Below are 18,270 nucleotides of genomic sequence, written 5' to 3'. Positions count from 1 at the left end.
AAACCCGCACGTGCAGAGGGGACTGCGCCATGCTTACAAGTTTCACTTGCCTTCCCTTCGGCCGCATTATCGGCATCAGGTTCTATGGGTATAATCTCAGCCCGTTATTATGAGGCACCCCTTACTGGGCGTAAAGGTAAAAGAAAGCAGTTAGTATTCAGAGTTTAGTTTACAGAATTTGAGGCGCTGATTTCAAAACCGAAAAATTCTGAATTCTAAATTCTAAATTCTGTATTCTAAAGTCTACTTTTGAGCATGTTTCAGGCTATTGTAAACAACAAGACATTTGAAATCAATCCGGAAGGAGAAACCATTACGGTAAATGGCGAGGCGCTTGCCTGGGATGTTGCACAACTTCGTGACGGATATTTTCACATCATCCACAACCACAAAAGCTATAAAGCTGAACTGGTAAAGGCCGATGCACCCACCAAAACGTTTACGTGGAAAATCAACGGTAGGCACTACACCGTTTCGGTAAAAGATAAATTTGATTTGCTCCTCGAAAAGCTAGGCATGAGCCAGGCAGCCAGTAGCAAAGTCAATTCCATCAAGGCACCCATGCCGGGCCTGATCATCGACCTGAAAGTGAAAACAGGTGATGTGGTAAAACAAGGCGATCCGTTGCTGATCCTCGAGGCCATGAAGATGGAGAACATATTGAAGTCGCCCGGAGACGGGGAAGTGAAAACCATCAAAATCAAAAAGGGAGATAGCGTAGAAAAGAATCAGGTGCTGATTGAATTTTAAATTCCATTAACCGCTGTCAGCCCCGACAAGTATTTCTCCGGCATTATAACTTCTTGGCGATAGCCCTTATATTTACGGGATTTTTATTGGCGTTGCATGAAATACAAACGAATTCTGCTCAAACTCAGCGGTGAAGCCCTGCAGGGATCAAACAAGAATGTAAATATTGATCCGGCTGTGCTCGAACAATATTCAGAAGAAATTAAAGAACTTAAAGCAGCCGGTGTAGAGCTGGCTATCGTGATCGGGGGTGGCAACATCTTCCGTGGCGGTCAGGCCGAAGCACTCGGCATCGACCGGGTACAAGGCGATTATATGGGCATGCTGGCCACCGTAATCAACGCCATGGCCTTGCAAAGCGCACTGGAACGTCACGGCTTGTATACCCGACTGATGTCCGGTATGAAAATGGAACAGGTTTGTGAACCGTTTATCAGACGCAGAGCGATCCGTCACCTCGAAAAGGGACGGATCGTTATTTTTGGGGCCGGTATTGGTAACCCCTACTTCACTACTGACTCCACTGCCAGCCTTCGTGCCATTGAAGTTCAGGCCGATGTGGTGCTGAAGGGCACACGTGTAGATGGTGTGTACGATAAAGATCCTGAAAAATTTAAAGATGCCGTTCGGTATACATCCCTTTCGTTTCAGGAAGCCTACGAAAAAAACCTGAACATTATGGATATGACGGCCTTTACATTGTGTATGGAAAACAAACTTCCGATTATTGTTTTCGATATGAATAAAAAGGGCAATCTGTTAAAAGTTGCGCAAGGCGAAGAAGCCGGTACACTAATCAGTTAATTTATTGTTGAACCGAACTGTTACGTTTACTATGGAAGAAATTGAACTATACCTCGAAGACGCCAAAGAACACATGACCAAAGCTCTCAACCATGTTGGGCATGAGTTAACCAAAATCAGGGCAGGTAAAGCCAATCCATCCATGTTGGATGGCATTCAGGTTTCCTACTACGGAAACCCGACTCCGCTCAATCAGGTATCTTCTCTTACCACGCCCGATGCACGCACCATTTTCATCAAGCCGTGGGAAAAAAATATGATCCAGGAAATTGAAAAGTCGATACGCGATGCCAACCTGGGTTTGAATCCGCAGAATGATGGTCAGCAGGTGATTGTGAACATTCCCATGCTTACCGAAGAAAGACGCAAGCAACTGGTAAAGCAGGTAGGACAGGAGTGTGAGCACGGCCGTGTGAGTGTGCGCAACATCCGTAAGGACACCAACGAACACCTGAAAAAAATCAAAGGTGCCTCAGAAGATGATATTAAAGATGCTGAAGCCACCGTTCAAAAACTAACGGATGAGTTCATCAGCAAGATTGACGCGCTGATGAAAAAGAAAGAAGCGGAGATCATGACGGTGTAAACCTTACAAAACATAATAAAAAGTCGGGCCTACCCCGACTTTTTTGTTTTCAGAATGTTTACCTTCGAAAGAACAACCTTGGCATTATGGAAAACCCAACCTTCGGGCAGAAAGTAAAACAAACCACTATGAAATTCGTGAAACGACTCTTCCTGTTTGCCCTTGTAATCGGCATTGGAATTTTATCATTTTTCTATTGGGGCGTGTATGAGCGTGGCGTGTGGGCAGGGAAAGTGCTGAGCATTTCGCAAAAAGGAATTGTATTTAAAACCCATGAAGGAAAACTCTCCATGGAGTCGTTCGGTGCATTAAAGGGTACGAGTCCTATTGCCGAAACACGCGACTTCTCCGTTGAAAAAAGTGAGACAGAAACCATAAAAGCCCTGGAAGCAGTTGCTTTGAAAGGTGAGCGCGTAAACCTGCATTTTGTAAAACGTTACATGCGCTTTCCGTGGCGAGGCGATACCAAGTATTTTGTAACACGCGTTGAAGTTCAGCAACAGTAACGCGTGATGTCTCTGTTTCATGACCGGCCAACCACCAACCCGTATTTTCTACACCATTGTTGCCAGTCAGTTTTGTTGTACCTCACTTTGGTTTGCTGTAAACGCCATTTTACCACAGGCACAAGCCGCACATAACTGGCCGGTCGAATCAATTGGCTATGTAACTTCACTGGTCCAACTCGGCTTCATTGTTGGAACGCTCACGTTTTCAGTTTTCGGATTTTCTGATCGGTTTGCTCCGTCTTCTGTTTTCTTTTTATGCAGTCTGGTTGCCGCAGCTTTCAATGCATTAAGTCTTGTGGATGCTGCATCACTTAACCTCACACTTTTTACCCGATTCGCAACCGGTTTTTTTCTCGCAGGTGCTTATCCGGTGGGGATGAAAATCGCGTCCGACTGGAAACAGGAAGGTCTTGGTCATTGGCTGGGTGCGCTTGTTGGCGCACTGGTGCTGGGAACATCTTTTCCTCATGTACTTAAACTGATTCCGGGTTTTATTGAACCTGCTCAACTTATTATCGCAGTTTCACTACTTGCTTCAATTGGCGGATTAGCCATGTTTGTGCTGGTAAAAGATGGGCCGTACAGAAAACCCGCACAACGTTTTTCATTTGCTGATGTTCGCGATGTGTTTCGCTCAGCAGCTTTTAAGGCACCGGCATTCGGTTACTTTGGGCACATGTGGGAGCTCTACGCATTTTGGGCATTTATTCCGGTGATTCTTCTTTCATACCAAAACATAAGTCATTCTGATTTTTCGTTACCGCTTTGGTCGTTTCTGATTATTGCATCCGGATTTTTAGGCTGCGTGATTGGCGGAAAACTCTCGTTGAAACTTGGCAGCAAACCCATCGCAGGCATTGCACTTGCCTCCTCGGCCTTGTGTTGCCTCATTTCCTCATTCATGTTTCATTCAAATGAATACACGTTTCTTGCCTTCATGATCTTCTGGGGATTTATGGTGGTTGCCGATTCGCCTCAGTTTTCTGCGCTGGTGGCCTTTCATGCACCAGCCCATATCCGTGGTTCGGCCATTACGATTACTACGTGTATTGGCTTTGCCATCACCATTGTAAGTATTCAACTATTGAATGTGCTTCAGCAACACATTTCTCCCCAGTACTTACTACTTTTATTGGCTCCAGGGCCACTTCTGGGGCTTGTTTCACTTTACTCGTTTAAAAACATCGCATGGAAAAAATAATTGTGTACGGCTCGTATGGTTACACCGGTAAGCTGGTGGTAGAAGAATGTAAGCGAAAAAATCTCTCTGTAATTCTATCCGGCCGAAATGAACAAGCCCTCAAAAAACAAAGTGAACAGAGCGGCTACCCATACAAAACTGTTGATATGGATGATCGTGCCGGGTTGGTTAGCCTGTTGAAAGAAGGCAAGGTGGTGATTCACTGTGGCGGACCATTCAGGCACACGGCAAAAAAAATGATTGATGCCTGCCTTGAAGCCAACACACATTACACCGACATCACCGGTGAATATGGCGTTTTTGAATTACTGGCTGGCTATGATGCCAAAGCCAAACAAGCCGGACTTACCGTAATACCCGGAGCCGGCTTTGATGTTGTTCCATCTGATTGCCTGGCACTGCACCTGAAAAATAAATTGCCTGATGCCACACACCTTCAACTTGCTTTCACCATGTCGAAAGGCGGGCTTTCGCGAGGCACCAAGAAAAGCATGACCGAGGGCCTGGGTTATGGCGGCATGATCCGTGAAAACGGAAAACTCGTTCCGCTTCCGTTGGGTGACAAGGTGATGACGGTTGATTTCGGTGAATTCAAAATGAAAACGTTGTGTATACCTTGGGGAGACATATCCACTGCGTGGCGCAGCACAGGCATTGACAATATTGAAGTATACACAGGCGCCACCGACAGCATGATTGCCAACGCACGCAGAAGTCGCTACCTCAACTGGTTGTTACGGATGACGTTCGTAAAAAAATTCATGTTAAAGCAAATCGACAAAAAACCGGGCGGACCATCGGAAGAAAAATTGCTTACGGGAAAAAGTTACCTGTGGGGAAAAGTAACAAATGCAAGTGGGCAGCACGTTGAAGCACGATTGGAGACCATAAGTGGTTACTGGCTAACTGCTAAAACAAGCGTGCTGATTGCAGAAAAAATCCTGCATGGAAATTTCAAAGCAGGTTATCAAACGCCAGCGATGGCATATGGAGAAAATTTGATTATGGAGATTGACGGATCAAAAAGGTGGTGACGTTCTTGGTCTGTGGCGACCAAAGGAGATAAAGACCTGAAAGTGACAAAACTTGTCATGTTTTTTTGAGTATAATTGTAATGTTCTAACGAACGCCCCCCGGGGCTCTCTGCCATGGCGAGGTCCCGGGATATTTTTTAAACGCATGGTAAACGACTATCTTAAAAAAATTGCGGATACCACCGCTCAGGGCGATGCTCGTGAAGAGAGCTACTACGCACACCTTTCTTCCTTTCTGGAAGACTTTACCGAAAGCATAGGCAAAACAAAAGTTCAGATTACCACACTGCCTAAGAAAACAGAAGCCGGTAACCCAGACTTCAGGATTTGGGATGGTAAGCAACAGATTGTAGGCTACATTGAAGCCAAAAAGCCAGACGAAAATCTGGATGTAATTGAAAACTCAGAACAACTCAAGCGGTATCGGTCTGTTTTCCCGAACCTCATTCTCACCAACTTTTATGAGTTCAGACTATACCGAAACGGACAGCTAATAGACAAAACATTTATTGCGCGACCTTTCATTGCAAAAAAGTTAAAAACACTTCCACCCGTTGAAAACGAAGAGAAGTTTAATGCGCTGCTTCAAAAATACTTTGCGTTTTCGTTACCAAAAGTTTTTACCGCTTCTAACCTGGCCGAAGAACTGGCCAAGCGTACCCGCTTTTTGCGCGATGAAGTAATTGCCCGCGAACTCGAAGAGGAAGAAAAAGGCAAAGGTCCCATTTATGGATTTTACCAGGCCTTTAAAAAATACCTGATTGCCGATTTAAAAGAAGAAGGCTTTGCCGACATCTACGCGCAAACCATTACCTATGGGTTGTTTGCTGCCCGTACACGCGCCAACGGTGCGTTTAGCCGCAGGCTGGCCTTTGACCTCATACCGCCAACCATTGGCATACTGCGCGATGTATTCCAGTTTATTTCATTGGGCAAGTTGCCCTTGCAAATGGAGGTGATTATTGATGACATTGCCGAAGTGCTACAGGCTGCCGATGTAAATAATATTTTGCACGAGTACTACCGAAAGGGCAAGGGTGAAGATCCGATTGTTCACTTCTACGAAACGTTTTTGAACATTTACGATCCCGCTACACGCGAAAAACGAGGTGTATACTACACGCCCGAACCCGTAGTGAAATACATTGTGCGTGCCATCCATGACTTACTGAAAACACATTTTGATATACAAGATGGCTTAGCCGGCAAAGAGGTAACGCTGCTCGATCCTGCTGCGGGCACGCTCACCTTTCCTGCCGAAGCCATCAAGTTAGCCGTGAAAGAATTTACGGGTAAGTATGGCGATGGCGGCCTCAACCAGTTTTTTCAAAATCACATACTTAAAAATTACCATGCCTTTGAGTTGATGATGGCGCCCTACGCCATTGGGCATATTAAAATGAGCTTTTTAATGGAAGAGTTAGGCTACCGCATGAAGGAGACAGACCGCTTCAAGCTTTACCTTACTAACACGCTCGACATGGAGGATCTTGCATCAACGGAAATTCCAGGTTTGGAGAGTTTGAGTGAAGAAAGTCATAGTGCAAACATCATTAAAAAAACAGAACCGATTCTTGTCATTTTAGGAAATCCTCCTTACAGCGGTATTTCATTAAATAAATCAGAAGAAAAGAAAACTTTCAAAATAGGAGATTCATATGTAAAAGATTATAGATGGGACAACGGAATCAATTCAATAGTTCCCATTTACGCTAACGTTAAGAAGACGAAAAAGCATGAAGATCGAGTGGAGATTACTCAAAAAACTTTTATTGGCGAACTTTTACAAGAATATTACTTTCTAGATGGTAAACCGCTCGGGGAAAAGAAAGTTTGGCTAAACGATGACTATGTAAAATTCTTAAGATTCTCACAATGGAAGATTCATAAAGCTGGGCAAGGTATTGTAGGCATGATTACCAACCACAGCTATTTGGATAATCCTACTTTCCGAGGCATGCGCCAGAGTTTGATGAACACGTTTAATGAAATTTATATCATTGACCTACACGGCAACAGCCTGAAAAAAGAAACGGCCCCTGATGGCAGTATAGATGAGAATGTGTTTGACATACGTCAAGGCACAGCCATTGCTTTAATGGTAAAAAAGAAAAATGTCAAAGGATGCAAAATTGTTCACCGCGATATGTTTGGTGAACGTGAATTAAAGTATAATTGGCTGGGGGACCAACCCTTTAAGAAGAAAGATTATGAGCCATTAAAACCAACATCACCGTGGTATTTTTTTATAAAAAGGGATACAGAGGCTATTGAGCATTATAATGAATGGCCAAAAGTAAATGATCTTTTCCCTGTTAATAATGTTGGAATTGTAACAGCGCGAGATCACTTCGCTATTGATTTCAATATCAAGCAACTAGAAGCCAGGATTCGACAGTTTAGAGATTTAAAATTTGATGACTATTTTATACGAGAGGCCTACTCTTTAAAAGACACATCAACTTTCAAAATGAATCAATTTAGGAAGGCCCTTGCCGAAGAAAAGGATTGGAGTGAAATGTTCCAAGAAATAACATACAGGCCATTTGACAATCGTTTTATTTTCTACTCCAAATGGGTTATTGAAAGACCGATAACTGATTTAATGCAACATATGCTTAAAGCAAATATCGGTATAATTCTTCCCCGGCAATTTAAAGAGGAGGCGGGGGCTTTTATTACAGAAAATATTATTGGTCATAAAACTGTAAGCGCTTACGATATCAATTCTCTTTTCCCTCTATATCTCTACAATATCAACGAGGGAAGACGCAAAACCCAAACCATGATGTTATTCGAGCCCGAAGTGGCTTACGATAGCAAAGGGCGCACACCCAACATCAGCAAAGACATTATTGAAAAGCTGGAGAAGGCCTACAAAAAGAAATTTCAAAGCAGCGAGTTAACGCCCGAGCATATTCTTCACTACTGCTACGGCATTTTGTACAGCAACACGTACCGGGAGAAATATGCAGAGTTTTTGCGCATTGATTTCCCGCGCATACCCTTCACCACCGATTACAAACTTTTTTTAAAAGTAGCGGCCGTAGGCGAAGAGCTTACGCAACTGCATTTGCTCAAACACAAAGCCCTGAACAAACCCATAGCCAAGTACAAAGGCAAAGGCGATGACAGGGTTGAAAAGCCCAAATACGATGCCGAACGGAAAGTGGTGTTCATCAACAGCAAAAACTATTTTGAGGGTATTCCCTCAGAAATCTGGAATTATCACATTGGCGGGTATCAGGTAATGGAGAAGTATCTGAAAGACCGAAAAGGCAGGCTTATGGATGACCCGGGACATTACTGTAAAATTGCCACCGCACTCAACGAAACCATCTCCCTTCAAACTGCCCTCGACAAACTCTTTCCTGGTGTAGAAAAATCGGTTATCGACTAAAGTTGAAAATGGGAACCGATCTGATTGTCATTGCCAATCATGAAATGAATTTCCACAATCCGGAAAAGCAATATCAGCAATTGCTGAACATTCTAAACAGGCTTGAGTTGGATACAGATCTGATTTACAAAACTCATATTGAATCTGTAAAAAATCGCAATGAACCCTTTGAACACATTTCCAAAAATCCGGTAGCCTGGCGAGTGGATGAATATGCTTTTGAAGATCCGCCCAACGATTGGATTGGTTTTGATTTTGTAACCAACTACAGGTTTCTTGATGCACGGTTTTGCCAACACACCCTTGAGCTTGGAACTCCTTATCGGTATCACATCTTTGATGTACTATCGGAACCAGAAAATCTCGCTCATTTTAAACGCTGGCGTGAAGTGTGGATAAAACTTGCACGCGCGTTTGGCGGCAATCGAATGATTTACCTGGCTGATAATGCCCACACGCTTGATGGGTACATTGAACTTCACTGGCAAAACAAACCGATAAGCGCTATTGAAGAAGCTTTGTTTAAAGCCTTGGGGCCTCCGGTAAAAACTGTTTTTGAGCTTCGGTATGATCAGCCCGTGTATTTTATCGACAACCTGCAACCTCTTTAGTTGAGAAAGTCATCAGTTCTCACTAAACTTTATCGCCACCATAGCCGGCCAGAGTTTTCCGGTGATCAGCACCATTTTGCTTCTTGGTTCATAGGCAATGCCGTTCAGTACATCCGCATTGGGGTTGCCTGGGTACACCGCTTCTGCCACTTTGGTTAGATCGAGCCGACCCAACACGTTACCGTTGGCCGGATCAATGCGCACAATGTAATTGGTTTGCCACAGGTTGGCGTACAGGTATCCTTCAATGTATTCCAACTCGTTCAGGTTCTTTACGGGTTTACCATCTTCGGTAACGGAAACAGTTCTGACCGGCTTTAATGTAAGCGTATCCAGGTAGTACAACTTGTCGCTGCCATCGCTCATGATCAGGTTTATATTGTCATGCGTGATGCCCCATCCTTCGCTATCGTACGAAAATTCGCCAAGCTTCTCGTACGTTTTAAAATCGTAGATAAATCCCACCTTATTTTTCCAGGTAAGTTGATATACTTTGTTGTTCAACACGGTAACGCCTTCGCCAAAATACTCCTTATCCAGAATTACCTTTTTGTTTTGCTGGCCCGAGGCAATATCCACTTCGGCAATCCAGGATGTTCCGTGTTGACCGGTACCCTCAATTAATTTTCCGTTTGCCACCACCAGGCCTTGTGTAAAAGCCTCTATATCATGTGGGAAAATTTTATAAATCACATAGGGAATAGTATTCTTTGTTTCATTGGTTGATTCCTTGTTGGATGAACAGGCTATCATACTCAGAACAAGCATCATTATCGACACTACATTTAACACAAAACCGATTGGAGACTTTACTTGCATGGATTACCTTTAATGTTACAAAATTCAGCGCTTAGCTTATACAATTTTAATCAATTCAACAAACCAAACCTTATGAAAAAGACCGCTATTCTGTTATTTGCCCTTTTCTGCACCTCATTTGCTTTTGCCCAGTGCAATTCGTTTTACGTAATTGATGAAGGAACGGCCTGGACTTATGAAAATTATAATCCGAAAGGCAAACCCTCCGGCAAAAATGAACAGAAAGTAACCGCATTCGATAAGACCGCAACCGGTTATAAGGCCACGGTAGCCTCTACCTTATGGAACGAGAAAGGTAAAAAAGTTACCGAAGGCGAACTGGAACTGATTTGCGACAACGGCACATTTATTATGGACATGCGCAAATTCATTCCGGAAGAACAGCAAAAAGCCTTTTCTTCTTATGAAATGAAGATCGAAAGCGAAAACCTGGAATTGCCATCAAAGCTTTCTGTAGGACAAACCCTTAAAAATGGATCCGTTACCTTATCGGCTGTAGGCAGCCCGGTGCCCATGAAAATTACGGTGAACATTACTGACCGTAAAGTGGAAGCCAAAGAAAGCATCACCACCCCCGCAGGCACATTCGACTGTTATAAAATCTCAAGCAAGTCGAACACACAAATGCAAATGGGCATTAACATGAGCTTGAACTTTTCGGGCACCGAATGGATTGCCGAAAAAGTGGGCATGGTAAAAAGTGAGTCGTACGATAAGAACGGAAAGCTTGCCGGTTATACGTTATTAGTCAACAGGAAATAAACAAAAGGGCATATCGTTTTAGAGATGCCCTTCAATCAAAAATGGTTATATGAGTATCCGCTTCAAGCCCTAAATACCCCGTCATTGCGAGCGGGTAGCGAAGCAATCCCAATTTTAAATTAAAAAATGAGATTGCTTCGGTCGTACCTCCCTCGCAATGACGTTAACTTATTAGTTTAGGACTCTTACGGATACTCACAAATGGTTATTTCACTGCTCACACGTTTTTGCACATCCCTCCTTCTTTGCCGCAGGTTTCTGTTTTGATTGTGCAGGTTTTTCAAATGTTTCCTTTGCGTGAGCGGCCCACTCCTGCTTAACAGATTCAAAATCCTTAAGGAATTTTTCATTTTTAAACAGTTCATTTACAAGCTGGCGCGCTAATACCCGTGATGCTTCAGAGTCGCTGGGATAATGCACTCCGATTATTTCACGCGAGTGCGCCATATCGTACGCATCTTTTAAGAAGACATCGGCAAAGTGAGGGGCCAGCTCACTGTACACATACGCATTAACGTATGAATTCGCAGCGTGACCACTCGGGTAGGCCGCCCAGTTGGTTTCTTCCAGGTTCTGCAATTCCGGCTCCAACACATACGGACGCACACGCAAAAACTGATACTTATACTTCCAGATGTAGTAACTGGCATCCTGCCAAACATGCGCCATGAAATCGGCTGTTATGGGTAATGCCTCAGGCGTAAACCATGTACCAATGGATCGGCCAATGTGAAATAAGTTTTTACGATACATCGAATAGGTTGAGTCTGCAGGCGTAACGCGCGGGTTGTAATACACACCGGCTACATAAAGAGATGCCCGCTCCTGCTCAAGAGTTCGTTGATTTTGAAGGCTTAACAGGTAATTCAGTTCAGCCCGTGTTTGCGGTGAACTATTTGCCGGAGGGTCGGGAATGTGAAACTTAATGTCATCCTTAAGATAATATGGCTTTAAACTCAGGCGCTTTTCTGCCGCCTGTGCATCAAATGGAAATTTTTGTTTATCCATTTCAGCATCTTTTTGTGCAGGTGCAGGATTGAACTGCTGCAATTGCTGATAGTGCCCGCGGGCGAGTGTAAGGTTTTTTATTTCGGAAGACTGCGTATATCCCGTAAGTGTAACCACATGCAATACGAGCAAGAATAAATATGTTTTCATGATTTGTACGTTTGATTAGTAGCCTGTAGACGAACTACCCGACAAAAAGACGCAAGTAAACTTTTTGCGTCTTTTCTGAACATGCGCGTCATCTATATGAACCTCTTTCACAGAGGCCTAAAATGATGTTCCACTAAAATGTTGAAACCATGAAAAACGTGATCATCCAAAAAGATGGCGGTTGCTGTGGCGGTCTTTGTGGCTGCTAAAACCCAGTGAAAGTCGTGGTGCACTAACGTGGCATCACGACTTTCTCTTCAAATGAAATTGATGTGTCGCAACCACAAGGAAGTTTATCCTCGCATACCAGTACATTTCCGTATGCATCGGTTTTAATGTGGTAGAGATCATGCAACTTTTGCTTCAGCAATGCACGCGCACGTTGAACACGCGATTTGGCTCCGGAATAGGAAATATTTAATCGATCCGCTAATTCCAGTTGTGAAAGATTCTGATGTTCGGTCAGCTCAAGGGCTTCGCGATATTTTTGCGGCAATGTTTTGATTAACGTATTCAGGCAAAAGGCAACGCAGTCGTTGAAATCTTTCGGGTCTGTATCAAAATCCAATTCCCGAATATCAAATGTTCGGGATTGACTGCGGAAATAGTCGTTCACCGCATTGCGGGTAATCTGGTAAATCCAGGCTAAAATCTTATCTGACTCTTTTAATTGACCGGATTTTGCATAAATCTTAAGCAATACATCATGCACAATATCTTCTGCCAACGCTTTGTCTTTCACCCGTTTATAGACAAAACGGGTTAATTCCTCACGAATTTGGGTCCAGGCGTTTACAGCTAGTTCTTCCATGTGCACATAGTTTTACGAAAACAAGACGCAAGGGGCCGGAAAAAGACGCAGAAAATTTTCGTGAAAAGAATCTATCTCAATATTTTGCTGGAATCCACATCTAATTTGATCTACCAGAAAAAGCTCCGTAGGAGCGAACTCATGGTAACCATAAGTAAATTTAGTGATTCCGTGCCGACTGCATCATAGCCATGAAATGAACCCGCTATTCGGCACACATGCACAACAGTTAATCAAGGATGGCATAACCGCGCCATGAAAGGCTTTTACAAATCTATCTATGCAATAAAACCTACCTCAAACATGAAAAACCCAGTCCTTATACTGGCCATCCGCTGGGTTGAAATCATCGCGTTTTACAAAGTGTAATTCCGTTATTTCAATGGTTTCAATATCGGCCAGTTTCAGGTTTCGGTAACCGGCTGTGCGCCCTACCTTGGTAAAGCCTAACTCCTGCCAGCAAACCAACATAATTTTATTTCCGGCAGTCTGGCATATGCCATACGGGTGAATAAGTCGTTCAATTGGCTCTCTGCTCATCCGAATGCGGCACTTGCGTTTTTTCTCCGCAGCTTCCCAAAGTTGTTGCGTGATCTCCTCCATCAGTCGAGAATGGTAATATGGGTCGGTATTCTATCGATCAATTCACCGAACGGCTGAACTGAAAATCCAAGTTCATTCGTTTTACGTTCAAATTCCGTTGCGAAGTTTTTATCAACACACACCAGTAACCCGCCACTGGTTTGCGGGTCGCAAAGTGTGAGTAATGATTCTGATCCGATGCCCGCTACCTTGCCCTCAAAGCTTTGCCAGTTGCGCATGGTGTTATCCGGATAAATCATCTTTGTAGTATATGCTGACAGGTTTTTGATTAATGGAATTTTTGAATAGCTGATCTCCGCAGAAAGCTTACTGCCTTCACACACTTCAAGTAAATGTCCGATCAAACCAAAACCAGTTACATCGGTCATAGCGGTTACAGAATCTAACGATCCAAACATTTCCCCAACAGCGTTTAAGGTGGTCATGATCCGGACAGCTTCCTCAACATCTTGCGGTAGGGCCAATCCACGTTTTTGTGCCGTAGAGATGATGCCTACTCCAAGGGGTTTTGTGAGGTAAAGTAAATCACCTGCCTTTGCCGTATTATTTTTTTTGAGATGTTTCTTGAGAACGGTACCCGTTACTGCTAATCCAAAAATCGGTTCAGGACTATCAATGCTATGCCCACCGGCAAGCGGAATATTAGCCTGATCGCAAATGGATTGTGCACCGGCCAGCACCTGTTGGGCAACCTCAACCGGAATTTTTTCTAAGGGCCAACCCAAGATCGCCAATGCCATTATTGGCATGCCGCCCATGGCGTACACATCACTTATAGCATTAGTAGCTGCAATGGCACCAAATGAAAAGGCATCGTCCACGATGGGCATAAAAAAATCAGTAGTACTGATGATGCAGGTACCATCATTTAATTCATACACCGCAGCATCATCTTTTGATTCGTTTCCCACCAATAGCTGTGGAAATAACTTTTTCTCACCTGTCGATTGTAGAATTTTTTCCAATGTAGCCGGAGCAATTTTGCATCCGCAACCAGAACCATGAGAGAATTGGGTGAGTTTAATTTCTGTCATAAAAGTTTATTAACCACATAGGCACATAGGGCACATAGTTATTGGTCAGTTAGTTTTCGGAATAGTTCGTTTACAAATGTCCGTTGTCCTTCTTTAAATAAGTTTGCACAATTGAAGTTAATCAGAATTCCTTTCGGTTTATGCAATAACTTCATATAGGTCAGGATTTGAGCTTCGTGAACTGGTGCCAAGGCATCAACTGCCTTTAATTCCACAACAATTGAATCTTCAACAAGAAAATCACACCGCAGTTCTGTATCCATTTCAATGCCTTTGTACTGAACTGGCACGAATAGTTCGGAGGAATATTTTAATTCTCGTAAGAAAAATTCCTGCTTAAGGCACTTTTGATAAACACTCTCTAAAAGTCCCGGACCCAAATCCTTATGTACTTCTATGGCAGCACCAATAATTTTATAAGTCAGATCATCGAGAAATTTCTTTGTCATAAACTATGTGTCCTATGTGTCTATGTGTTTAAAAAATCTTTAATAACCTCATCCAATCGCTGACCATCCCAGGATATGCGTTTAACAACGCGTTGTTGCTTTCGCTCCAGGCCATTGCGATAGGCTTTGTCGTAGTAGGTTAACAAAATATCAATGGTTGATTGCCAATCGCCTTGCGAAAGTTTTTCTGCAGCTGCATTAAAATGTTGCCCGCCCAGCTTTTTTGTAATCTTTTTCATCGCTTCCAGAAATTGTTCAGGATTGGTTTTGCCGTATTCTTTCACCAACCGTTGTATGCGTACATCCTTCGGAACATCAATTTCTACAACAGGCGACCGGCCCATCGTGCGCCATAATGAATCCGGCAAAAATATTTTTCCTATAGCAATGGACTCATCTTCGATCCAGATGCGCTTGGATAAATCCAGATTCAGGGTTGCTTCGAATAACTCGTTTTGAAATTGTTCCGTGGTTGGTTGAGGTGGCAGATTCAATCCGCCAAATACGGAGCCCTTATGCTTTGCCAGTTCTTCCAGATCAAGTACCTGTTCACCGGCTGCTTTTAATGCACGTAGAATTTCGCTTTTGCCACTGCCCGTTTCCCCACCTAATACCGTCAGGTTAAAGGGCGAGGCAAACGATTCAACAGCCCGTTGGCGATACGTTTTGTAGCCACCCTTAAGGGATCGGGTTTTAATGCCCGCCATCTGCACGAAGCTGCAAAAATTGGCCGAGCGCATGCCCCCGCGCCAGCAATGCACCAACAACTCACGACCATCTGCTACGCGAAGTGCCTCATCAATAATGTCGTTCAATCGTGGGCCGATCAATCGAAAGCCGGTTTTAATAGCCTCCAGCTGTCCTTTTTGTTTGTAGTCGGTGCCAACGGCAATTCGCTCATGATTATTAAGCAACGGAATATTGATCACACCCGGAATATGTCCTGCGGCATACTCCCCTTCCGACCGGACATCAACAGTCGGCAACTCATGACGAAGCTTCAGAAATTCATCAAGGGAAATGATCATGCGCGAAAGGTACCAAAAAAGTTACCTTTCATGTGCAGCTTAATTATCTGAAAAACGAAGGGCAATGTTTGTGGCAATCCCCACCCGGAATCCATAACTCAGGTATTTTCCATCGCGAAAAGCGGCTGCGGCTTCCAACCTGAAAATGCGTAAGATGCCATCAATGGTGTACCCCACTTCCGTATAGTTTTTTGATGTGGGGGTTGCCAGGTAATTCACAAAAACATTTTCGCGAATGCCGAACATCCTGACTTCAGGAATGGTTGTGACCAGAAATTTACGGAACTGGTAATGTACGTTAGCCACCACATACTTATCGGCAGTGCTGTACCGATAATAATCGAGCAAACGAAAACTACCAACCGGATCAGTCGTAACAAATGGCGTTTCATTTCCCAGGAAATGCTTGTAGTCCATAAATCCCAAACTATCGGAGTTCAGAAACGCGCCCCCGCGTAAAAAGAAATGCATGCGCCCGCGTACACCAAAAGCAACTTCGTGCTTCATGCCCAACTCCACGTGATCAAAATTAATTTCGCTATCAAGTATGCCAGAAAATCCCTTCCGATACGTGAATAGCAACGTAGGGGTTGAACTTTCTATTTCATTTCGTCTACCATTTCTGATTCTATATTTTAACCACGGCCGGGCGCTCATATGAACTGATCCGATCAACACACTGTGTTCAGCAAAACCAGTGTTGATCAACTCTTCACTTACAGGTGCATTCGGTGTGTAGTCTTCAATTTTATCGCGGTCGATTAATTTATAACTTGAATTATTAAATAGTTCTCTGCGCGTTGCCCACGACCAATTGGTTTCGGCTGTAAACTTCGGACTGAATCTTTTCCGATACAAAACATCGATGTAATCGCGTTCATAAATCTTCATCAGGTTTTGCTCCAGAAAAAGCGTAGTGAAGGTATTGACCACGGGAAGGATAGGTTCATCGGGATTGAATTGCTTCACATAACGTCCACCCTGGACTTCAAAACGATAGTTTCGATTTCGCAAGCGAAATGTTAAATGACCTAATAGTTTTTCCCGCGCAAAGGAATACCGGAGCGTGGGCATAATGTTCAGTCGTGTTTTCAATGTATCCTGAAGGATAGAACCAAAATTCATCCGGTAGATCAGGTTAAAACCTTCTACGGTATTAAACCAGGTCTCGGGAAACTTGATTTCGAAATTGGAGTGCTTTGAAATTTTATAGACATCACCTATGATCAGATCCCATGGCTGAAATCCCTTTTTCTTCTTATCTGAACGCTTCACAGTATCACCCTCTTCCTTCTTTCGCTCCTCAATCGCTATGCTATCCGTTTTCTGGTAGCCCTTTATTTCTTCTGTGGTTAATGGTATCGGACGAATTAGCGCCCAGTACGCAGAATCTTTCTTATATGCCCCACTGTCAATTTTAAACGTGGTGTTGGAAAGTACTTCCGGCTCTTTCGATTCTTTTAACTCCTGCTTTTCATATTCTTTAATGATGGAGCGCAATTCCTTGCGTGTAATCTCCTTATCGGATGCGAGGCGCTCCTGAAGTTGCTGGTTTTTCTGATCATATTTTTGGGTAAGCTCCTTAGCTTCATCTTTAAAGATTTTCTCATCGATCACCTTCATTTCTTCAACTTGCAGTTCCGGATTCAATTCGATTTTATAATCGCTTACCGTAGCCAGGTAATTGTAAACAAACTCAAAACCGAAGAAACTCCCTCCAATATCAAACTGTTGCGAAACCGGCATCCAGGCTTTGTCTTCCACCGGGGTATACACTTGTTTTACACCAATCCGCACACCCAGTTTTGTGGTTTTTAAATCGAGGCTGTGAATGGACCACCAATCTTCTACAATGAAAATTGTTCCCTCTACCACATTATCTCCACGCGATCGCGGGGTAACTTTTATCTGGCTAACCTCATAGCTACGATCTTTAAATGTACCCTGGTACTCAAACTTATAATATCCAAATGCAGCAGGTGATAAAGGTGAAACCGTTTCGGCAATAACGGGTTGATAAAAGCTACCGAAAATAAAGGCGTTGGGAGACGTGTTGTTGTCTTTTCCATCACTGCGGATGGAAATCACCTTCTCTTCAAAAGTATTCGGGCGTTTGTATTTGATTTCGCTTACGGATTCAGAAATAAAAACCCGATCCTTTTCAATCCCTTCCTTCTCCAATGCTTTTTTAGCCAACCACGGATAATCAACCAGTTTACCTTTTCCTTTAATATAAACCTGTGCCGTGTAGCTATCCAGTTGTTGCGTATGGTACTTGGCCTTGGCAATAGCCTTGCGCATAATGGTATAGGCGGGATCTTCATTGCCTGAAGTAACAATTATGTTTTGCAACACCACCACCTGCGATTTCATGGTGATGTTAATCACTTCAAAACCTTCACCCACGGTTACTTTCCGTTCCTGAGTTTCATACCCCAGGTATTGATACACCAGATCGTAGGTGCCGGGCGGCATGCTCAATTCATAGAAACCATTTTCGTTCGTGGTGGTGCCTGTACCCAACTGTTTTACATAAATGGTGGCGTACGACAATACCGTGCCATCATCGGCTTTAATGGTGCCGCGAATACCTCCGCCAAAAGCCAACACAGGCATGCAGATAAGAAGGAAGTAGAAAATTTTTCTCAAGAGGGTCATGCTATGAAAATCTCTGTACTATACGTACCGAGATGCAAATAAAAATTACAACG

The 18,270-nt window shown here is 43.5% G+C and carries 17 protein-coding genes and 1 riboswitch; of the genes, 9 read left to right on the top strand and 8 right to left on the bottom strand.

From position 1 onward, the window contains the following. Nucleotides 1–34 precede the first annotated feature (34 nt). Nucleotides 35–132, bottom strand: a riboswitch (TPP riboswitch). A gap of 123 nt (nucleotides 133–255) precedes the next feature. From QY309_00230 to QY309_00195, 8 genes are all read left to right on the top strand, one after another. Continuing rightward, nucleotides 256–750, top strand: a complete 495-nt coding sequence (locus QY309_00230) for a biotin/lipoyl-containing protein (protein ID WKZ59918.1) — start codon at nucleotides 256–258, stop codon at nucleotides 748–750. Between the two features lie 96 nt (nucleotides 751–846). Beyond that, a complete protein-coding gene (gene pyrH, locus QY309_00225; protein ID WKZ59917.1) occupies nucleotides 847–1,554 on the top strand; it encodes a UMP kinase in 708 nt (235 codons plus the stop codon). Nucleotides 1,555–1,585: 31 nt separating this feature from the next. Further along, nucleotides 1,586–2,140, top strand: coding sequence for a ribosome recycling factor (gene frr / locus QY309_00220; protein ID WKZ59916.1), 555 nt, complete (start codon nucleotides 1,586–1,588; stop codon nucleotides 2,138–2,140). 128 nt (nucleotides 2,141–2,268) lie between these two features. After that, entirely contained in the window at nucleotides 2,269–2,646 is a 378-nt protein-coding gene (locus tag QY309_00215) for a hypothetical protein (GenBank protein WKZ59915.1), read from the top strand. Nucleotides 2,647–2,665: 19 nt separating this feature from the next. Continuing rightward, a complete protein-coding gene (locus QY309_00210; protein ID WKZ59914.1) occupies nucleotides 2,666–3,850 on the top strand; it encodes an MFS transporter in 1,185 nt (394 codons plus the stop codon). Continuing rightward, nucleotides 3,838–4,884 carry a saccharopine dehydrogenase NADP-binding domain-containing protein gene (locus QY309_00205; GenBank protein ID WKZ59913.1) on the top strand — a complete coding sequence of 349 codons (1,047 nt, stop codon included), beginning with the start codon at nucleotides 3,838–3,840 and terminating at the stop codon, nucleotides 4,882–4,884. Before QY309_00210 ends, QY309_00205 begins: the two co-directional genes overlap by 13 nt. Before the next feature lie 145 nt (nucleotides 4,885–5,029). Further along, complete coding sequence (locus QY309_00200) at nucleotides 5,030–8,284, top strand: N-6 DNA methylase (protein ID WKZ59912.1); 3,255 nt, start codon at nucleotides 5,030–5,032, stop codon at nucleotides 8,282–8,284. 8 nt (nucleotides 8,285–8,292) lie between these two features. Further along, nucleotides 8,293–8,895, top strand: coding sequence for a hypothetical protein (locus tag QY309_00195; protein WKZ59911.1), 603 nt, complete (start codon nucleotides 8,293–8,295; stop codon nucleotides 8,893–8,895). Nucleotides 8,896–8,907: 12 nt separating this feature from the next. On the opposite strand, the gene QY309_00190 is transcribed toward QY309_00195, so the two are convergent. Continuing rightward, nucleotides 8,908–9,714 (bottom strand): glutaminyl-peptide cyclotransferase, encoded by an 807-nt coding sequence (locus QY309_00190; GenBank protein WKZ59910.1) that lies wholly within the window; start codon nucleotides 9,712–9,714, stop codon nucleotides 8,908–8,910. 72 nt (nucleotides 9,715–9,786) lie between these two features. Between QY309_00190 and QY309_00185 the strand changes: the two genes are divergently transcribed. Continuing rightward, a complete protein-coding gene (locus tag QY309_00185) occupies nucleotides 9,787–10,476 on the top strand; it encodes a hypothetical protein (GenBank protein WKZ59909.1) in 690 nt (229 codons plus the stop codon). Between the two features lie 210 nt (nucleotides 10,477–10,686). Here QY309_00185 and QY309_00180 read toward each other — a convergent pair whose 3' ends face one another. The 7 genes from QY309_00180 to QY309_00150 all read right to left on the bottom strand — a co-directional run bounded on the left by QY309_00180 (nucleotide 10,687) and on the right by QY309_00150 (nucleotide 18,208). Beyond that, nucleotides 10,687–11,634, bottom strand: coding sequence for a phosphatase (locus tag QY309_00180; GenBank protein ID WKZ59908.1), 948 nt, complete (start codon nucleotides 11,632–11,634; stop codon nucleotides 10,687–10,689). Nucleotides 11,635–11,866: 232 nt separating this feature from the next. Then, a complete protein-coding gene (locus QY309_00175; GenBank protein WKZ59907.1) occupies nucleotides 11,867–12,445 on the bottom strand; it encodes a sigma-70 family RNA polymerase sigma factor in 579 nt (192 codons plus the stop codon). A 297-nt stretch (nucleotides 12,446–12,742) separates the two neighbouring features. Beyond that, on the bottom strand, nucleotides 12,743–13,048 hold the full coding sequence (locus QY309_00170; protein ID WKZ59906.1) for a WYL domain-containing protein: 306 nt from the start codon (nucleotides 13,046–13,048) through the stop codon (nucleotides 12,743–12,745). Further along, nucleotides 13,048–14,082 (bottom strand): selenide, water dikinase SelD, encoded by a 1,035-nt coding sequence (selD, locus tag QY309_00165; GenBank protein ID WKZ59905.1) that lies wholly within the window; start codon nucleotides 14,080–14,082, stop codon nucleotides 13,048–13,050. The genes QY309_00170 and selD overlap by 1 nt, the downstream gene beginning before the upstream one ends. Nucleotides 14,083–14,120: 38 nt before the next feature. Beyond that, on the bottom strand, nucleotides 14,121–14,531 hold the full coding sequence (locus QY309_00160; protein ID WKZ59904.1) for a GxxExxY protein: 411 nt from the start codon (nucleotides 14,529–14,531) through the stop codon (nucleotides 14,121–14,123). A 20-nt stretch (nucleotides 14,532–14,551) separates the two neighbouring features. Next, nucleotides 14,552–15,559, bottom strand: coding sequence for a tRNA 2-selenouridine(34) synthase MnmH (gene mnmH, locus QY309_00155; protein WKZ59903.1), 1,008 nt, complete (start codon nucleotides 15,557–15,559; stop codon nucleotides 14,552–14,554). Nucleotides 15,560–15,598: 39 nt separating this feature from the next. Continuing rightward, nucleotides 15,599–18,208: a DUF5686 and carboxypeptidase regulatory-like domain-containing protein gene (locus tag QY309_00150; protein ID WKZ59902.1), complete on the bottom strand. Its 2,610-nt coding sequence runs from the start codon at nucleotides 18,206–18,208 to the stop codon at nucleotides 15,599–15,601. Between the last annotated feature and the right edge of the window lie 62 nt (nucleotides 18,209–18,270).

The sequence above is a fragment of the Cyclobacteriaceae bacterium genome (assembly GCA_030584025.1).
Classification (GTDB): domain Bacteria; phylum Bacteroidota; class Bacteroidia; order Cytophagales; family Cyclobacteriaceae; genus UBA2336.
This window is presented reverse-complemented; position numbering and strand designations above follow the sequence as displayed.